Origin of the sequence: Streptomyces sp. NPDC058685, from assembly GCF_042714725.1 — a bacterium.
GTDB lineage: Bacteria > Actinomycetota > Actinomycetes > Streptomycetales > Streptomycetaceae > Streptomyces.
The window spans coordinates 23,809-40,752 of the sequence record NZ_JBHXSL010000050.1; the positions used below are offsets into that span (position 1 = coordinate 23,809).

17 protein-coding genes and 1 pseudogene are annotated in these 16,944 nt (G+C 69.6%); 9 read left to right on the forward strand and 9 right to left on the reverse strand.

Going from position 1 to position 16,944, the window contains the following annotated elements; all coding sequences use genetic code 11:
* Nucleotides 1-21 precede the first annotated feature (21 nt).
* The 4 genes from ACFWU3_RS29555 to ACFWU3_RS29570 all read left to right on the forward strand — a co-directional run bounded on the left by ACFWU3_RS29555 (nt 22) and on the right by ACFWU3_RS29570 (nt 3,784).
* Nucleotides 22-150 carry a hypothetical protein gene (locus ACFWU3_RS29555; RefSeq protein ID WP_328689944.1) on the forward strand — a complete coding sequence of 43 codons (129 nt, stop codon included), beginning with the start codon at nt 22-24 and terminating at the stop codon, nt 148-150.
* Nucleotides 151-246: 96 nt separating this feature from the next.
* Complete coding sequence (locus ACFWU3_RS29560; protein WP_384443792.1) at nt 247-1,509, forward strand: hypothetical protein; 1,263 nt, start codon at nt 247-249, stop codon at nt 1,507-1,509.
* 87 nt (nt 1,510-1,596) lie between these two features.
* The gene (locus tag ACFWU3_RS29565) at nt 1,597-1,827 is read left to right on the forward strand and encodes a hypothetical protein (RefSeq protein WP_384443794.1); all 231 of its coding nucleotides are present in this window, start codon (nt 1,597-1,599) and stop codon (nt 1,825-1,827) included.
* Between the two features lie 67 nt (nt 1,828-1,894).
* Entirely contained in the window at nt 1,895-3,784 is a 1,890-nt protein-coding gene (locus ACFWU3_RS29570) for an ATP-binding cassette domain-containing protein (RefSeq protein WP_384443796.1), read from the forward strand.
* A 75-nt stretch (nt 3,785-3,859) separates the two neighbouring features.
* Here ACFWU3_RS29570 and ACFWU3_RS29575 read toward each other — a convergent pair whose 3' ends face one another.
* From ACFWU3_RS29575 to ACFWU3_RS29600, 6 genes are all read right to left on the reverse strand, one after another.
* On the reverse strand, nt 3,860-4,594 hold the full coding sequence (locus ACFWU3_RS29575; protein WP_384443798.1) for an alpha/beta fold hydrolase: 735 nt from the start codon (nt 4,592-4,594) through the stop codon (nt 3,860-3,862).
* Nucleotides 4,591-5,418, reverse strand: coding sequence for a DUF1295 domain-containing protein (locus tag ACFWU3_RS29580; protein ID WP_384443800.1), 828 nt, complete (start codon nt 5,416-5,418; stop codon nt 4,591-4,593). Before ACFWU3_RS29580 ends, ACFWU3_RS29575 begins: the two co-directional genes overlap by 4 nt.
* On the reverse strand, nt 5,415-6,701 hold the full coding sequence (locus tag ACFWU3_RS29585) for a class I SAM-dependent methyltransferase (RefSeq protein ID WP_384443802.1): 1,287 nt from the start codon (nt 6,699-6,701) through the stop codon (nt 5,415-5,417). Before ACFWU3_RS29585 ends, ACFWU3_RS29580 begins: the two co-directional genes overlap by 4 nt.
* Nucleotides 6,698-7,945 carry a class I SAM-dependent methyltransferase gene (locus tag ACFWU3_RS29590; RefSeq protein WP_384443804.1) on the reverse strand — a complete coding sequence of 416 codons (1,248 nt, stop codon included), beginning with the start codon at nt 7,943-7,945 and terminating at the stop codon, nt 6,698-6,700. Before ACFWU3_RS29590 ends, ACFWU3_RS29585 begins: the two co-directional genes overlap by 4 nt.
* 71 nt (nt 7,946-8,016) lie before the next feature.
* A complete protein-coding gene (locus ACFWU3_RS29595) occupies nt 8,017-8,763 on the reverse strand; it encodes a DUF1365 domain-containing protein (protein WP_384443806.1) in 747 nt (248 codons plus the stop codon).
* Nucleotides 8,760-10,022, reverse strand: a complete 1,263-nt coding sequence (locus tag ACFWU3_RS29600) for an NAD(P)/FAD-dependent oxidoreductase (protein WP_384443808.1) — start codon at nt 10,020-10,022, stop codon at nt 8,760-8,762. Before ACFWU3_RS29600 ends, ACFWU3_RS29595 begins: the two co-directional genes overlap by 4 nt.
* Before the next feature lie 297 nt (nt 10,023-10,319).
* On the opposite strand from ACFWU3_RS29600, the gene ACFWU3_RS29605 reads away from it, so the two are divergent.
* Nucleotides 10,320-11,081 (forward strand): isocitrate lyase/phosphoenolpyruvate mutase family protein, encoded by a 762-nt coding sequence (locus ACFWU3_RS29605; RefSeq protein ID WP_384443810.1) that lies wholly within the window; start codon nt 10,320-10,322, stop codon nt 11,079-11,081.
* A gap of 548 nt (nt 11,082-11,629) precedes the next feature.
* On the opposite strand, the gene ACFWU3_RS29610 is transcribed toward ACFWU3_RS29605, so the two are convergent.
* Nucleotides 11,630-11,767, reverse strand: a complete 138-nt coding sequence (locus ACFWU3_RS29610; RefSeq protein ID WP_384443858.1) for a DUF6131 family protein — start codon at nt 11,765-11,767, stop codon at nt 11,630-11,632.
* Nucleotides 11,768-12,287: 520 nt separating this feature from the next.
* On the opposite strand from ACFWU3_RS29610, the gene ACFWU3_RS29615 reads away from it, so the two are divergent.
* From ACFWU3_RS29615 to ACFWU3_RS29625, 3 genes are all read left to right on the forward strand, one after another.
* Nucleotides 12,288-13,172, forward strand: coding sequence for a DUF4394 domain-containing protein (locus tag ACFWU3_RS29615; protein WP_384443813.1), 885 nt, complete (start codon nt 12,288-12,290; stop codon nt 13,170-13,172).
* 322 nt (nt 13,173-13,494) lie between these two features.
* Complete coding sequence (locus ACFWU3_RS29620) at nt 13,495-13,896, forward strand: STAS domain-containing protein (RefSeq protein WP_384443815.1); 402 nt, start codon at nt 13,495-13,497, stop codon at nt 13,894-13,896.
* Nucleotides 13,897-14,139: 243 nt separating this feature from the next.
* Nucleotides 14,140-14,580, forward strand: coding sequence for a hypothetical protein (locus ACFWU3_RS29625; protein ID WP_384443817.1), 441 nt, complete (start codon nt 14,140-14,142; stop codon nt 14,578-14,580).
* 399 nt (nt 14,581-14,979) lie between these two features.
* Here ACFWU3_RS29625 and ACFWU3_RS29630 read toward each other — a convergent pair whose 3' ends face one another.
* Nucleotides 14,980-15,423: a hypothetical protein gene (locus ACFWU3_RS29630; RefSeq protein ID WP_384443819.1), complete on the reverse strand. Its 444-nt coding sequence runs from the start codon at nt 15,421-15,423 to the stop codon at nt 14,980-14,982.
* A 97-nt stretch (nt 15,424-15,520) separates the two neighbouring features.
* Here ACFWU3_RS29630 and ACFWU3_RS29635 point away from each other — a divergent pair, with 97 nt between their 5' ends.
* Nucleotides 15,521-16,108, forward strand: coding sequence for a hypothetical protein (locus ACFWU3_RS29635; RefSeq protein WP_384443821.1), 588 nt, complete (start codon nt 15,521-15,523; stop codon nt 16,106-16,108).
* Nucleotides 16,109-16,247: 139 nt separating this feature from the next.
* On the opposite strand, the pseudogene ACFWU3_RS29640 reads toward ACFWU3_RS29635, so the two are convergent.
* Nucleotides 16,248-16,438, reverse strand: a pseudogene (locus ACFWU3_RS29640) (elongation factor Tu); the annotation flags it as partial.
* Nucleotides 16,439-16,944 lie beyond the last annotated feature (506 nt).

Below are 16,944 nucleotides of genomic sequence, written 5' to 3' on the forward strand. Positions count from 1 at the left end.
GTCGAGTGGAAGGGGACCGCGATGAAGGACCAGACGCGCCCGTGGGAGTCCGTGTTCGCCGGGCCGGAGATCACCGCCGTGCCCAGTGACACCGCGCGCTTCGAGGAGAAGCCGCAGGAGAGCTCGGACCAGGGCCGGTTCGAGGACTGATCCACCGGCACCACCAGCACTACCGGGGCCCGCGTCCGGCCGAGAGCCGCGCGGGCCCCGTCGCTTGCCCACCGGAGGAACGAAGGGAGTCAGGGGATGCTGACGTGCACGGTCGATCTGCGGACGGCCTCGGGGCCGTGGCAGTGGTGTGAGCAGGGCGAAGGCTGCTGGGCGCGCGGGGAGGACCGCATCCGCCCGCTGGCGAACCCCGCCCAGGAGGCGCGGGCGGTCACGGACGGCACCACCGTGCTGATGGTGGTGCGCGAGCGGGCCGTCGGCCGGGCGTCGCTGCTGCGCTCGACGGCGCCGGTGAGGGTGGACGCCGCGGTGTACGCCCGCGCCGTCGCCGAGTGCGAGGAGTGGCCGCTCCAGTCCGTATGGATCGAGTCGGGCCCGGACGGTGTGCGGCTGCGGACCGGGCTCGGCGGGGTGTGCCCGCTCTACCTCGCGCACGCCAAGGGGACGTTGAACGGGTCGTGGCAGTTGATGGACCTCCGTGCCCACCAGGCGCCCGACAAGCTCGACGAGAAGGAGGTCATGCGGCTGCTGACCGGGCACCCCCGCTACGGCCACGACACCCTGTTCACCAGCATCAAGCGGCTCTCGGAACGCTCCACCGCGTACGCGGACGCCGAGGGCCTGCGCATGGTCTACCCGGCCCCAGCCGAGCACGCCCAGCCCTCCGAACTGTCCGAAGGTACCGACGGCCCGGCCCTGGTGGACGCGTTCGAGGCGCTCGTCGACCACATCTACGCCCGCCGCCCCCTCACCCCCGCCCGGATCGCCACGCAGCTCTCGGGCGGGAAGGACTCCACCAACCTCGCCATCTCCCTCGCCCTCGCCCACCCGGGCCTGATCACGCCGTGGGCGCTGCTGATCGGCGGCGAGTCCGGACCTCAGCAGGAGGCGCGGCGCCGCATGATCATCGACCACACCGGCTTCGCCCCCGACGTCACCGTGCCGGCCGCCGAGCACCCGCCGCTCGCCCCAGGCCGACTGCGCCGGGCCCACCCCGAGGCGATCAGCCCGCTGGACGAGCCGCACCTGGAGGCCGCCGACGCGCTCGCCCAGGCGCTGATGGCGCGCGGCATCACCGCGGTGGTCGCCGGGTTCGGCGGCGACGAAGTCGCCCGCGTACGAAGGCCGGACGGCGGACCGGTCCGTACTCCGGAGGCGCCGGCTTGGTGCGGCGAGCGGGTGCGGGACCTGCTTGGGGAGGTGAACACCGGGATCTCCCCGGCCACGGTGGCGCCGGAGACCGCGCTGGTCGCCCTTGAGGTCGCCACCCCGCTCCTCGCGCGCCGGGGCCTGTGGACCCTGGCCCCGTTCACCGATCCCGAACTGGTGCGCTTCGGCTAGCGCCTCCCGCTGGAGTGGAAGCGGGACAAGAAGCTGCTGACCGAGCGGTTCGCCGCCCGCGGCCTGCCGGACGAGGTGGTGCACCCGGTGCTCCGGGAGAACTTCGGGCACCTGATGAACCGCGCGGTGCACGAGTACAGCAGCGGGTTGCTCCGGAGCTGGGGCAAGGATCTGAACCTGGTCGAGCAGGGGTTCCTCGACGCGGCCGTGCTCACGGAGACCGTCGAGCGGGCGGCCCTCGGCCCCGATGAGGCGGCGCCCTACCGCACCGGACTGTTCCTGATCACGGCCGTCGAACTGGCCCTGCGGGCGCTGTAGCCACCTGGTCCACCACGCGGGCGACTTCGGCTCAAAAACCTCCGGAGGTCCCGGCGTACGCACCAGGATGGGGCGGGTGACCGCGTCCTCACCCGCCCCGAAAACCTCCGGCTCCCCGCAGCAGGTCGGCTACCAGAGCGACCCTCACTTCGAGGACATCGCGAACGCTTCCTGGTGGCGGATGGCCGCCCGCCTCCCGCGCACCCTCGCCGCCGCCGCCCGCCTCGGCTGGGCCGCCGACAGAGCGGCGATGCTGTGGCTCGGCCTGTGCCAGCTGGTCGTCGCGGTCTCCTCCGCCGCCGCGCTCGGCGCGCTGCCCGGCGCGATGAACCACCTCTTCGCCGGCGGCCAGGTCGCCGACCGGGTCAGCGCGGCCACCCCCGCGCTGATCGTGGTCGCCGTCGCCACCGGCGTGCGGGCGGGGGCCGATGCCCTCGCCGTGTACGCCTCCGCCCGGCTGTCACCGGAGGTCGCCACCGAGGCGGACCTCCAGATCCTGGCCGCCGCCCCGGAGGTGGAGCTGGAGGCGTACGACCGGCACGGCTTCACCGATCGCCTCCAGGCCGCGGGCAAAGGCGCCGAGGCGACGGAGAACCTGATCGGTGACGCCCAGGCCCTGCTCTCCGCGCTCGCGCAGCTCGTCGCCGCGGCCTCGGTTTTGACGGTTCTTCACCCTCTGCTTCTGCCTCTTCTGGTGCTGGCCGTGGTGCCCAAGGGGGCGGCGGCGATCACGACGGCCCGTATCCAGCACCGGGCGGACTACCAGAACATCTCGGACAACCACCTGCGCTACCTGCTGCGGTACTACTCCACCGACCGCCGCACGGCCGCCGAGGTCCGCGCCACCACCATGGCGGGCTTCCTGACCACCTGGTACCGCCAGATCACCGACCGGATCAAGGCCACCCACCGGGCCGCGGCGCCGCGCGTCCTGCGGGTCACGCTGCTCGGCTCGGCCGTCAGCGGGCTGATGCTCGGCGCGACCTGGGTCGCGCTCGGCTGGCTGGCGGCCACCGGGCGGATGGACCTGGCCATCGCCGCGACCGCCGTCATCGCGGTGCGCACCTCGACCGGCGCCCTGACCTCCCTGGTCATGGCCGCCGCCCGCCTCTTCCGCACCTCGCTGTACCTGGACGACTGGCAGGTGTTCCTGCGCCGTGCGAAGGCCCTGCGCGCCGTACGCGGCACCACAGCGATCCGGGCCGGCGCCCCCGCCGAGATCCGCGCGGAGAACGTCAGCTATACCTACCCCGGTGCCGAGACTTCGGCGGTCGACGGCGTCAGCCTGACGCTGCGACGCGGCGAACTGATCGCGCTGGTCGGGGAGAACGGCAGCGGCAAGACCACGCTGACCGCTCTGCTCACGGGGCTGCGGGTCGCGAACGGCGGCGGCACGGTGACCTGGGACGGCACCGACCTCGCCGAGGCGGACCCGCACAGCGTGTGGTCGAAGGTCGGCCTGGTGCCGCAGGACTACACCCGCTGGCCGATGGACCTGCGCGCCAACATCCACCTCGGCCAGCCCCGCACCGAAGACGACGCCCTGCTGCTGGACGCGGCGAAGGCGGCCGGCGCGGACAGCGTCGTCGACAAGGTCCCGTACGGGCTGGACACCCTGGTCGCGAGCTCCAACTGGGGCGGCACTGACCTGTCCGGCGGGCAGTGGCAGAGAATCGCGGTCGCCAGGGCGTTCTACAGGGACGCGGCCATGCTGATGCTGGACGAGCCGACGTCCGCGATGGACCCGCGTGCCGAGCACCTGGTGATCCGCCGGTTCAAGGAGCTCGCCGCGGGCAAGGCCGCCGTGTTCGTGACGCACAACCTGGAGAACGCCCGGATCGCGGACCGCATCATCGTCCTCGACCAGGGGCGCATCGCCGAGTCCGATACGTTCGAGGCGCTCCTGGACGCGGGCGGAATCTTCGCTGAGCTGTACAAACTCTCCCAGGACCGGTGAAGAAGCTCGCGGCCGCCCTGACGTCCCAGTAGCTGGGCTGCCATCCGGCGGTTGGCCATCTCCTCTCGGGACGAACTAACAGGTGACGTCCTGCAGTGGGCGGGGCTCACCAGTCCACGTGGATGGTCTCGCCAGATCGGCTGGGAGCGGCGTGAGTCCGAGGAGCGCCGCGGTCGCCGCGGCGGTGACGCGGTGCCACAGGTGGGCATGGCGGATCATCGCGTGTCCACCACGGGGCATCCGGATGCCCATGACCTGGGCGTCTGCGTTCTGGGCGCGGGTGAGGTGGGACCACGTGTCCGTCGCGTGGGTGACACGGTCTGCCTCGTCGTGGAGGGCCACAATCGAACGGCTGGCGAGGTGGGCGACGGGTTCGTCATGTGGGCACCAGGGAGCGAGTGCGATCACGCCCCTGACCTGGGGGTCCGCCGCTGCGCGCAGGGCCGCCCGGGCGCCCATGGAGTGCCCTACGAGGACGACCGGAACCGCGCCGGTCAGGGCGCGGAGTTCTTCCAGGGCTTGTTGAGCGTCGGCCACAGGGTGGGCATAGTGGCCGTTCCAGCCGCGATGGCGGTAGCGGACATGGGCGACGAGTACGTCGTCGAGAGCCGTGTTCCGCGATATTGCCGAGGCGAAGGGCCGCATGCGCAGCCCGGGAAGGTTCGGTGTCGGTGGCGGTCCCAGCGCGTCCGCGCGGCCGCCGTGGAGCAGCAGTACCGCTGCCGCCGCCCTCGGTGGCTCGGGGTGCGCGATGACCGGGACTAGGGACGTGGGGCCGTCCTCGCTTGAGGTGTTGTGGGGGTGGTTCAAGTGTCATCTCCCGGCTTCGAGCGGTGGCTGTGGGGCGGCAGGGGGAAGAATCCACTGGTGCGGGCGGCGTATTCGGCGTAGCCGGGCCGGCCGGCCATGTGCTTTTCGAGGAGGCGCTTGCCGCTACCTGCGGTGAGCAGCAGCGTCATCACGACGGGGGAGATCACGCTGAGGGCCGCGCTCTGTGCGCTTCCGCAGGCGAGGATGAACAGGCCCCACCAGACGAGGCTGTCGCCGAAGTAGTTCGGGTGGCGGGTCCAGCCCCACAGTCCTCGGTCCATGATGCGGCCCCTGTTCGCGGGATCCGCTCGGAAGCGCGCCAGTTGGTGGTCGCCGACGGCCTCGAATCCGAGTCCTGCCGCCCACAGCACGATTCCGAAGGCGTCGAGGTAGCCCAGGGGTTCCGCGCTGTAGGAGGCCATCTGGACGGGAAGGGAGACCACCCACACCAGAGCGGCCTGGAGAAGGTAGACGGTTCGTAGCGCGTACCAGGTTCGGTTTCCTTGCGCCTTGTCGAGGAGCGCGGTGTAGCGCGGGTCTTCGCCGTGGCCGCGGGAGCGGCGGGCGATGTGCGCGGACAGGCGCAGACCCCAGACGATGGTCGCCGCGGCGACGAGGAGCCGCCGGGCCTCGTTGCCTTCCCCTGCGGAGAGCAGGTAGGTGACCGTGGCGACCGCGCTGAAGGCGATGCCCCAGGCGATGTCGACGATCCGGTGCAGCCGGCGGCGGACGGCGATCACAAAGGTGGCGAGCAGCACCGCGGCCGCTGCGGCCGCGGTGGCGGCAAAGTTGGTCGCCAGCGCGCCCCAGGCCATGCCGGTCACCTCTGCCCTGTCGGCGTGTACCAGGTGGAGGGGGTGGGCGGCATGGCTGCTCCACCGTCGCGGGTGGGGCGGACCGCGAGGAGCTGGTCCACACCCATACGTCGCTCGGAGAAGGCGAGCGAGGCTCCGGCCAGATACAGGCGCCACACCCTGCGAGTGGTCTCGCCGACAAGATCCGCGAACTGGGCTGCGTGGTCTTCGAGTCGGCTGCGCCAGGCGTCGATGGTTGCCGCATAGTGCTCGCGCAGCGATTCGACGAAGCGGACCTCCAGGCCGGCGCTCTCCAGCAGGTCGGTGGTGCGGCCGACCGGCCGCATGTGCATGTCGGGGGCGATGTAGGTTTCGATGAAGGGCCCTCCGCCCGGCGCGTTGGCCCCGCGGGACATCTGCTGGATCAGCAGCCGGCCTTCGGGTCGCAGGACATCGTGCAGCTTGGTGGCGAAGTCGGGGTATTCGGCGTCGCCGACATGTTCCCCCATCTCGATGGCCGTGGCCGCGTCGTATCCACCGCCGTCGATGTGGCGCCAGTGCCTCAGCTGGACCTCCACCAGGTCGGCCACGCCCTCGCGCACGGCCCGCTCGGCGACGAAGTCCCGCTGTTCCCGCGACAGGGTGACCGCTGTGACGTTGACCTTGTGCTCGCGGGCGGCGTGCACGGCGAGCGAGCCCCAGCCACACCCGACATCGACGAGCCGGTCGCCGGCCCGCAGGCCGAGTTTGCGGCAGATCAGCTCCAGCTTGTCCCACTGCGCTTCGGCAAGGCCGTAGCCGGGTTCGGCGGGACGGGTCCAGTAGGCGCACGAGTAGGCCATCGACTCGTCGAGGAGCAGCGCGTAGAAGTCGTTGGACAGGTCGTAGTGGTGGCTGATCGCGGCACGGTCCCGGGAGGAGCTGTGGAGACGGCCGGTGAGCCGCGCCCGCCCGTCCGGCCGGCGAGGAGGCAGTGAGGCCGCGCCGAGCCTGGCGGCGACGGTTGCGGCCGCCGCCAGTTGGAGCGGTCGCGGTCGCGTGATTCCCCGTTCACGGACCGTCTGGCCGGCCCGGGAGAGGGCGGTGGCGAGGTCGCCGTCGATGTCCAGGTCACCGCTGATGAAGGCCTCGGCGAGCCCCAGTTCGCCCGGCTGCCACAGCAGGCGGCGCAGTGCGTCGGGGGAACGCAGTACGACCAGCGGGGCCTCGGCGGGTCCGGCTTCGCTGCCGTCCCAGGCTCGCAGCCGTACGGGGAGGGGCCCGGGGAGGAAGAGGCTCATCAGGTCGGTGAGACGTTCGGCCGCGGGCTTCATCGGCGGGTCCCTTGGGTGAGGAGGATCTGGCGGACGTCGAGGTAGCGGGAGCGGAATCCGGCTTCCGAGTAGGCGAGGTAGAAGTCCCACATGCGCTGGAAGACGGGGTCGAACCCGAGGCCGGTGACGGTCTGCCCGTTGGCCGCGAACTGTCCCCGCCACAGGCGCAGCGTTTCCGCGTAGTGCTCGCCGTAGCCGTTGTCCGCGACCGTACGCAAGCCGGCCGCCGCGGCGTGTTCGGCGAGGGCGCGGCGGGAGGGGATGAGGCCGCCGGGGAAGATGTACTTGCTGATCCAGGTGTTGGTGGCGGCGGTGTTGAGCATGTGCTGGTGGCCCATGGTGATGGCCTGCAGGGCAATCCTGGCGCCGGAGGCGAGCGCGCCTTCCAGCGCGGTGAAGTAGGCGGGCCAGTACTCTGCGCCGACCGCCTCGATCATCTCCACGCTGATGACGGCGTCGTAGCGCCCTTCCACGTCCCGGTAGTCGCGGAGCTGGATCTCCACGCGGTCCGCGAATCCGGCTGCCTGGATCCGGGCCCGGGCGAGCTCGGCCTGTTCGGCTGAGAGCGTCAGCGTGGTGACGCGGGCGCCGCGGGCGGCGGCCCGCAGGGCGAGCTCACCCCAGCCGGTGCCGATCTCCAGCAGCCGTGTTCCCTCACCGACCTGGGCGAGGTCGAGGAGTCGGTCGATCTTGCGGTGCTGGGCGCCGGCCAGGCTGTCGAAGCGGGCGGGGAACGCCGTGAAGATGGCGGAAGAGTAGCTGAGGGTGGGATCGAGGAAAGAGGCGAACAGGTCGTTCGACAGGTCGTAGTGCCGGTGAATGTTCTGCCGCGCGCCTTGCCGTGTGTTGCGGTCGCTGCCGGGGCGGGCGGACACCCACAGTGGTCGGAGCCGCCGCAGCGGAGCGGGTACCAGGTCATCTACGTGCGTGGCGAGGACGGTCAGCAGGCCGGACAAGTCGTTGCTGTCCCATTCGCCAGCCATGTAGGACTCGCCGAAACCGATGAGGCCGTCGCGGCCGATGCGGCGGAAGAAGGCATCCGGGGCGTGAACCGTGATGGCGGGATGGGCGTACGCGGGTCCGGGACCCTTCCTCGCATCCGTAGCCAGGGCCAGCTTCCTCAGCGTCCGGCCGATCAGGTGCCGGGCGATGGCGGTCTGGCCAGGCCGCGGTGAGGGGAGCCGGGCCACGTCCGGCCAGCGCGCGCTGTCGACCGCGCTGCGATGCGGCAGCGCAGAGGACACACGGGCTTGTTGCGGAACGCGGGCTGGTGCCGACCTGCGCGCGTGATCGTGAGGTGCGGTGGAGGAGCTTGTCACGGTGAGACGTCTTTCTGCGGGGAGTACCGCGGGCGGGGATGTACGGGCAGGCCGCGCAGGAACAGGTGGATGCCGTGTCTGCGGATACCCGCCCAGACGGCGGCGGTTGACCACGGACGGCGCACGGCCGCGGCCAGGAGGGCGCCGGTGGTGGCGGGGCGACGGCGTCCCCGGAGCGTCGCGGTGAACGGCCTGCCCTCGTCGGTGTGGAGATGGACGCTGAGCGCAAGGCGCGCGCCGGGCAGCGGCATCCGCATCCGGTAGTGGCCGTCGACCGGGAAGAACGGCGAGACGTAGAACGCCTTCTCGACCGTGGCCTCTCCGGTCTCGTCCGTGTGGAGCAGATAGCAGTGCCGCTGTCCGTAGGTGTTGTGGACTTCCGCGACCACGCACACCAGGGCGCCGGAGGCGTCGTGGCACCAGTACGCGGTGAGCGGATTGAAGACCAAGCCGAGCACCCGGGCGTGCGCGAGCATCACCACGCGGCCGCCACCGAGGTCGATGCCCTGGGCGGCCAGGAACTCATCCAGTCCGGCGCGGATGGACACGGCGCGGCCGTTGAAGTGGTCGCGCGGATCGAACCGGGCGAACGGGCGCACGAGCAGGGGCAGAACGGGCAGTTGGTCGAGGTCGACGCACCACAGGTAGGTGCGGTGGCGGAACGCGTGGCGCAGCGGCGCGGTACGGACGTGGGCGACCACGCACTCGTACAGCGTCGCGGGCGCCTGCCCGGTGCTGTTCACCAGCGCGCCCCCAGGGAGGAGGCGGCGACGACACCGGAGCGGCAGCCGTCCTCGTGGAAGCCCCAGCCCTGCCATGCGCCGGCGTACGCGGTCACTCCGTTGTTCAGGCGGGGCAGTTCCGTCTGGGCGGCGACCGAGGTGGGCGTGTACACCGGGTGTTCGTAGACCATTCGTTCCACGACCTGGTCGGGTGCAATGCGGTCCTCGCCGCCGAGGGACACGACGTAGTCGGCTCCCGGGGGCAGTTGCTGCAAGCGCCGCATGTCGTAGCTGACCCGGGCCGGCTTCGTTGACGGATCGCAGTCGGTGAGGTGGTAGTTCCAGCAGGCCCGCGCCCGGTGTGAGCGAGGCAGGATGCTGGTGTCGGTGTGCAGGAGCGTGGGGTTGTGGGAATAGGTGAAGGCGCCCAGGAGCCGCTTCTCTTCGGTGGTGGGGTCGGCGAGCATGTGTAGTGCCTGGTCGGGATGGGTGGCGATGACAAGGGCGTCGTAGGCGTCGGTGGCACCGTCGCGGGTGGTGACCTGGGCGCCTCGTCCGGTGCGCTGGACGGCGTGGACCGGACTGTCGGTGTAGACCCGTTGCACCTGTTTGGCGGCCGCCGTCACGTATGCTGCCGAGCCGCCGGTGACGGTCTTCCACTGCGGGGACCGGGTGATCGACAGCAGGCCGTGGTGCTGCAGAAAGGTGAACAGGTAGGCAGCCGGGTACGACAGGGCGGTTCGTGCCGGGCAGGACCACACCGCCGACACCAGGGGGAGAGCGAAATGGCTGACGAAGTAGGGCGAGAAACGGCCCTGACGCAGAAAATCCCCCAGCGTGACATGTGAGGACGGGTGTCCGGCCAGGAGGCGGCGGGCCGCGCGGTGGAACGCAGGAATCTCGGCCAGCAGCCGGAGGTAGCGGCCGCGCAGCGCAGCCCGCCCGGTGAACAGTGCCGCCGGGCCGCGCGCGCCCGCGTATTCCAGCCCGCAGCCGTCGCAGCGCACCGACATGCTCATCTCAGCGTTCTGCGTAGTGACCCCGAGCTCGTGGAACAGGCGCAGCAGGGTGGGGTAGGTGCGTTCGTTGTGGACGATGAACCCCGAGTCCACCGCCACCGTCTGCCCGTCGGCTCTGGGGAGTTCACGGGTGTGGGCGTGGCCGCCGAGGCGCCCGTCGGCCTCGTACAAGGTCACCTCGCACGAGGACGCCAGGATGTGGGCGGCCGTCAGGCCCGCTACACCGGCGCCGATGACCGCCACCTTTCGCTGCTCCACCACAACCGCTCCCGCCACTCGACACGCCGCAGGTATGCGGCTCTTTCACCTGTACTTCGCAGCCAAAGGCCGGGCGGATTGGCGATGACGTGGACCGAGATCAAGAAGCAGGCACTCGTTCTGACTGAGTCCTGCACTTACCGGACCGTGATCAGCTCTGCGCTTGGTGCGCGGTGAACTGGTTGAGCTAGTCGACGAGCAGGACCGGTTGCCCTGGGCAACAACGGCCCGCATAGGCGACTCCGTGACAGGCCCCGCCGGCACGTTGTTTGTGGCGATCCGGGGGGTAGCGTCCACGACATGGACCTTCGTACGACCGTTGAGCGCGCCGAGCGCCTCAAGCAACTGCACGCCGAGCACAAGCCGCTGGTGCTGCCGACCGTCTGGGACGTCTGGTCCGCGCGGACAGTAGCCGACGCCGGATTCCCCGCGCTGACCATCGGCAGCCATCCGCTCGCCGATTCCCGGGGAGCCGACGACCACGAGGGGCAGACCTTCGAGGAGGTGCTCGCCGCCGTTAGGCCGATCATCGCGGCGGTCGATGTCCCCGTGTCCGTGGACCTAGAAGCCGGGTACGGGCAGGATCCCGCGGATCTCATCGCCGGACTCATCGAAATCGGCGGCGCCGGTCTCAACGTCGAGGACACCGTCCACTCGGAAGACGGGCGCGTGCGCAGCACACAGGAGCACGCGAGCTACATCGCCGGCCTGCGCGCGGCGTCCGACGACGCGGGGGTCCCGGTCTGGGTCAACGGGCGCACCGACCTCTTCCTCCACGCGAAAGACGCCTCCAGCGTCCTCGACGAGGCGATCACGCGGTTGCGGGCCCTGGAGCAGGCGGGCGCGGACAGCGTCTACCCGGTGAACATCCAGGACGACGACGACCTGCTCATGGCGGTGACCGGCGCCGTCGCCATTCCCGTGAACTCCACAGCCCATCCCGCCAAGCACGATCTTGAGCGCTTTCGCCGTCTCGGCGTCGGACGGATCACCTACGGCCCGCTGCTGCAGTTCGCGATGGCGGATGCGATGAAGGGCACGCTCGGGCCTTGGGCACCCTGACGAACGCGTGCCGTATTGGCGGGGCCGCCCCGTCCTGCACGTCGCCTGCCAGCGCACGGTGGTATGGCTGTCCGGGGGCTCTGCGGCCCCAGGCGGATGGCTGTGCAGGACTGGTCGGCAGTGCCAGCGGAGGTATTGGCCCACACCCGGCGGGGCAAGCCCACATGCGCCAGGGGGCAAGCCCTTCCTTTCCAGCATGCGCGTCTCGCTGTCGCTGTGCAGCGGCGTCGGAAACCTTCCATTGCGATGGATAGCCGGCACGCGGTGATGTATGGCGCAACGTTCGCGCCTTCGGCGCGCTCCTGATCGCCCAACTCGCCCGCGACGCACTCCCAGCCGCCCGGTAGGAGCTGTGACGGCAGCGACGTTCACGGCCGCGCCGGGAGCGTTCCGTTCGCGTTCGGCAGGGGAGTGGTAGCGGCGGTAGGAACACCCGGGACCCCGGCACGGCTGCGATCCTCGCGCCGTCACAGGCGGGAAGACATGCGACGTTCTTGTGGGTTGGATCAGCGGGCTGGTGCGGCGCGCGAAGGGCGGTGGAGAACTGTCTACCAGTAGTGGCGGCGTCCGCCGACCGCGTGCCCGACTGCCCCGAGGATCCACAGAATGAGTCCGATGACGACCAGGACGATCCCGATGGTCGTCAAGATGGAGATGCTGGCCACGAAGCCGATGATCAGCAGGATGACCCGATAATAATCATGACGACCTCCAGCCTCGCGGGTACCTCAATTTCAGTGTAGGCACGCCCGCTGGCAGCGGCCTGCCAGGCATTCTGGAGATCGTCGACCACCCCATTGAGGGTTCTGGGACTGAGTTGCCTGACGCCGGGTTCCAGGCCGGCGCCAGGCAGCCTGCGCAGGCAGCGTCTCACTTCTACCCTGCACAGGGGGGCAGAAGACCGGGGGGATCCTCCGCCGCCATGAGTGATTCGGTTCGGGGGCCTCGATGGCTTGCCGCGCCGTCCGCGGATCACTCGAATGGACGCGATGTCCTGGCCGGAGTGTGGCGCGTTCCTGAACGGACCAGCCGAAGCCTTCGCCTGGCTGGTGTCTGCGGGTTCGGCGGCCACGGAAGGCGACCGCCGAAGTATTGAGCTATTCGGGCGTTAAGTGGCGATGTGACCCATCCTTTCCTCTTGTGGTGTCGAACCACGTTGCGGACTCGTCTCATGGGAGGCGGGCCGTCTGATTGTGGAGGGCACCTGTGTCTACCCCTCGTCTTGTCGCCGCGGTGGCGACTGCTGCCGTCGCTGCCACGCTGATGGCTCCGGCGCTGGCTTCTGCTGACATCTCACCGCAACGCGCGGGGCAGTCCACTGTGGCCGCGTCGGGCAGTCACCTGTCGGCCATCGGCCTGACGACCGATCAGCATCTGGTGGAGTTCCCCGTCCATGCTCCTTCGAGGGCGTGGTCGCTGGGCAGGGTGACCGGCCTGGCCGGCGACACCAAGCTGGTCGGTATCGACTTCCGTGTCCAGAACGAGCGGCTGTACGGCGTCGGGAACAGGGGCGGCGTCTACACCCTGAACACGCGCAATGCGAAGGCCATGAAGGTCTCGCAGCTGACCGTCGCCCTGTCGGGGATGCGTTTCGGGGTGGACTTCAACCCTGCGGCGAACCGCCTGCGGATCATTAGCGACACCGGACAGAACCTGCGGCACAACATCGACGACGCGGCCGCACCGTTGACGACGACGGTGGACGGGATGCTGACCAACCCGACCATGCCTCCGTCGACGGCGATGGGGGTCACCGGCGCCGCGTACACCAACAACGACCTCAACGCCGCCACCGCCACCAGCCTGTTCGACATTGACACGGTGAACGACCGTGTCTCCCTGCAGTCCCCGGCCAATGCCGGCACCCTCGCCCCCACCGGCAACCTTGGAGTCACCGCCGGGCCGTCCGCCGGATTCGACATCTACTACTCGCCCCGGACCGGAACCAATCAGGGCTTTGCTGCCCTGTGGACGTCCGGCTCGTACCGCATGTTCACAGTCAATGTGCTGAGCGGCCGGGCCAGCGGCTACGGCGCCTTCCCGGCTGGCCACCAGGTCGTCGACCTCGCGCTGCCGCTGAACCAGGGCTGACGCGAGACGGACGGCGGCCTCACCGGTGCGGAGGCCGCCGTCCGCATCACCCTGACGGAAGAAGGGCCGCAAGACGGTCGTCCGGCGCAGTTCCTCACCGCGCGCTGTCGGCAGGGCTCCGCCGTGTTTCGTTCGGCGACTCAGCGGCCACGACAGCGATCCGACAGGTCATCGGCTCCGAATCACTTACGTGGAGAAGCTGAACGATCTGCGTTGCCGACATTGCCGAACGGGACCTGTTTCGTCTTCCTTCTGCACGAGTGTGAGCGATGGAGCCACCGTCTCGCACTCAACTGTCGTGGCTCACCTGTGAGGAGTAAAAGTGATCACCGGCCTGAACGTGAACATCCGCACGACCCGCGCCGGACCAGTCATCGAACTCAAGGGACGCCTGGACCACGACACCGCGCCTGACGTTCTCACCCTGCTGCCAGGCCTCGCTCTGCGTCCTGGGCAGCAACTCGTCGTCGATCTGGCCCAGCTCACATTCTGCGACTCCAGAGGCATCTCGGTCCTCGTCGCCGCCCGCAACCGCGCCTTGGCGGCCGACGTCATCTTCGTCCTCACTGCGGTACCCGAACGCGTCGATCGGATTTTCCGCATCACTGGGCTCGAGCAGGTCTTTTTCACCTGCACCTCCGCGCAGGAGGCCGATAGGGCCTGGATACCTCCCGCTCGGCAGCCGGTCGGGCCGTCGTGCAACGGGGACGAGGGCGTCACCTAGCTCCCGTGCGCCCCGGCTTCGTTACCCCGCGTGCCTGCGGGAGCACTACGAGGCACGGACGTGACTCGGGCTCGGGAGTCGCGAAGGCTCCGTGCTCCAGCCTGTCGGCCTGTGCACGGCGGCCGTACAGCTGAACTGGGCGCGATGGTGCCACGCAGGGCAGCCGCTAGCAGCCCAGGGGGCTTCATTTCGCCTAGAGGCTCACGGGAGGCGGTTGTGGGCTCCGAGAGTTAGACAGGAGGGGTGAGGTTCAGTGACGCGGACGCCGGTGGCGATGGCGGTGGGGAGGTTCTGCCTGAGCGTTGTGGTCTGTGCGGGGTGCTGATGCCGGGGGAGTCGGTGCCCAGCGCCGTGGTGCGTGATTCGTCCGCGATCCATGTTCACGATCCGTGGCTGGACGGCAGACACAGAGTGGTGGCATGTTCGCCGGAGCATCTGGAGGAGCTGGTCGACCGGTACGGGCGCCGTCCGTTCGAGAATGCCGAGCTGTGGGCGGGGAAAATCGCTCGGGTGATCGCGACACATCCCACCTGCCTGTCTGTCGAGGAACTGGCATACGAGACCGGCCTCACCGTGAGCCAGGTCGACCTCGGAGCGCTGTGGCAGAACGAGCACGTCCAGCGCCACCGCCCACAGCCTGGTGCAACGAACACGGGGCCGCCCGGCGGCGATTCGGCTGCGTGACCTTCGCCCCTGACAGGCAGCGGCAGATCCTGCCACCCAGAAGTGCTCAACCATGGCAGGTTCGGCACTACTGCCTGGCGCCGGCTGTTCCGGGGCCGGCGCCAGGCAGCTCCTGCACCGGCAGCGCGTCCCAGGTCCACCGTGCAGGCAGCGACAGCAACGTGGTGAGCGTGTCGCCGTCATGAATGATCCGTCCCAGGTGCCTGGGTGGATTGGCGTTGTGCCTGCAGATCACGCGAACGTGCACGCCCCGGTGTGCGGTTGGTCGGCGGGCGATTGAGGACCGCAGGAAGCGATCAGAGGGGAGGGGGCTGCTTCCTGCGGTCCTTGTCCTTGTCTCCCCTTCCCGTGGAGGAGACAAGGCGGTTCCGTACCGACGGGGCTTCCGGCACCCTTTCGTCACGGGCGGACCCAGGCGCGACCAGTCCTGTGTCCGTGGAGGATTCGGAGCCAGAAGCGGGAGCCGTCCAGGTTCTCGTTGATCCGGTACGACGAGCCGCCCTCGTTCAAGATCTCGCTGAGAGCCGTCAGCTGAGTGGGGTGGACCGCCCTCTGTTCGAACCGATAGGCCAGCAGGGCGTCTACCACATCGAGCAGATCAGCCCCTGTCTTCGCGCTGAGGGTGTCGACGTACGAACCCCGGGCTGTGGCAGTGAAACGCAGACGCAGGCAGATGAGCCGCGCCTTCCCGTCCTCCGCATAGCCGCCGGAGTACAGCTCCTCGCGCACCCATTGCTGCAGGGGTTCACGAAGGTGGTTCGGGACGTCGTCATACGGGCCGTCGTCGATGGCGGCCGACAGGCCGGCGCGGACGGAGAAGCGCTGGCGCGGGGTGGTCGTCACGTCGGTTGAGCGTACCGGCCGAAGCGTAAACAGGCGGAAGGATAATGCCCGATAGGCTGCCCGCGCTCTGCGCCAACGGCGCGGCAGGAGGGGAAGCGTGGACGGAGAACTCATCGCCGCCATAGCGGCGGTCGGCGTCGGTGTCGTCGGGACGAGCTATGCAGCGTGGCAGGCGCACATCGCCAAGAGTGCCGCCCGCTTGGCCGAGGAGCAGGCGACGGCGGCCAAGGAGCAGGTGGCCCTGATGCGCCGCCAGATCGAGGGCGAGGAGGGCGAGCGCTTCGAGGCTCGCGGGCCGCAGTTCGCCATCGAGGACGTATCCGTCCACACTGCCTCTGATCCGCCGTACGTGTCCCTGACGTTGCGGCAGACGGCGGGGCCGGCGCTCGACACCGTCCTTGTTAGCGCATCCAGTGCCGACGGAGCGGTTGAAGGGATGCGAGGTGGTCTCAACCTCACCACTCGTTCCGGATATGACCAAGAAGAGGAGCTCGACATCGGTCCCATGGCCACAGGTGGCGAAGCAGTGGTCGGAGTTCTGCTGTTCTTTCCAAATGAGACAGCACTGATCACCCTTGAGCTTGAGTGCCGGTCCCGGCTTGGCGAGGTCTGGGAGCGGTCGTACTCCCGAAAGGTGTCGTGGGGGGATCGTGGTGACCGAACTGCAGCTTCGCCCACGCTCTGAGGTTGGTACCGGCCTGGTCGACCCGCGAGAGGACTGGCCCACCGAGGCCCGGGCACTGCACCCCGAACTCATGGGCCGGTACGACGAGCACGATGCACTGCCCGACGTCGCGGGCGGCTGGATCGCCCGATGGCCATCCTGCGAACTTCAGGCCCTCCTCCATGGCGACGGGCCGGATCAGCTTGACCGTCATGACGGTGTTGTTGCCCGGCATGACCATCTCGGTGCGCCCTCGGGGAGGGTCACAACGGCGGTCACGTCCGTGGTAAGGAAGTGGAACAGCGGGCGGCAATTGTTGAAGAAGGGGGTGTGACGGCCACCCTCGTGCTTCGGACTGGAGATCGTCCAGGCCATCACCGAGGAACTGATCATCGAACGGGAACCGGTCGGTAAGCGCATCACGGCCCATTACGCCGGGCACCGCGTCTGGGAGGGAACCTGCGGCACCAACGGCCGCACGTTCCCGTTCTGGCAGCGCCACCGCTACACCCGCTCGGAGCGCTTCCCGCGGCTGCATGTTGTCCTGGCGGGCAAGGCGGAGCGCCTGCTCGACAACCGCCGCCAGGCGCTGACCGCCGACGTTCAGGTCGCCATCCGCGGTGTGGGTGAACACCCTGCCCCGGCTGAAGCGCGCCGAGCCCTGCTACGAGATCGGCGCCGCGCCCGGCACCCCGAACCGCCTGGCCCGCTGAGGCAAACGTGCCGGAGACGAGGAGGCTTCCCCACGCAACAGGCGTGGGGGAAGCGCCCCCGGGGGCGCCCCCCGCGAGGTAAAAACAATCACAGCACCCCCCGACCCATGTTTAGGGGATTTCCGGGGGGTTCTGGTAAATGGC

Bases quoted from the DNA above. Each gene is read 5' to 3' on its own strand.
- ACFWU3_RS29555 (WP_328689944.1), top strand. From the start codon at position 22: ATGAAGGACCAGACGCGCCCGTGGGAGTCCGTGTTCGCCGGGCCGGAG.
- ACFWU3_RS29560 (WP_384443792.1), top strand. From the start codon at position 247: ATGCTGACGTGCACGGTCGATCTGCGGACGGCCTCGGGGCCGTGGCAG.
- ACFWU3_RS29570 (WP_384443796.1), top strand. From the start codon at position 1,895: ATGGGGCGGGTGACCGCGTCCTCACCCGCCCCGAAAACCTCCGGCTCC.
- ACFWU3_RS29585 (WP_384443802.1), bottom strand. From the start codon at position 6,701: ATGAAGCCCGCGGCCGAACGTCTCACCGACCTGATGAGCCTCTTCCTC.
- ACFWU3_RS29605 (WP_384443810.1), top strand. From the start codon at position 10,320: ATGGACCTTCGTACGACCGTTGAGCGCGCCGAGCGCCTCAAGCAACTG.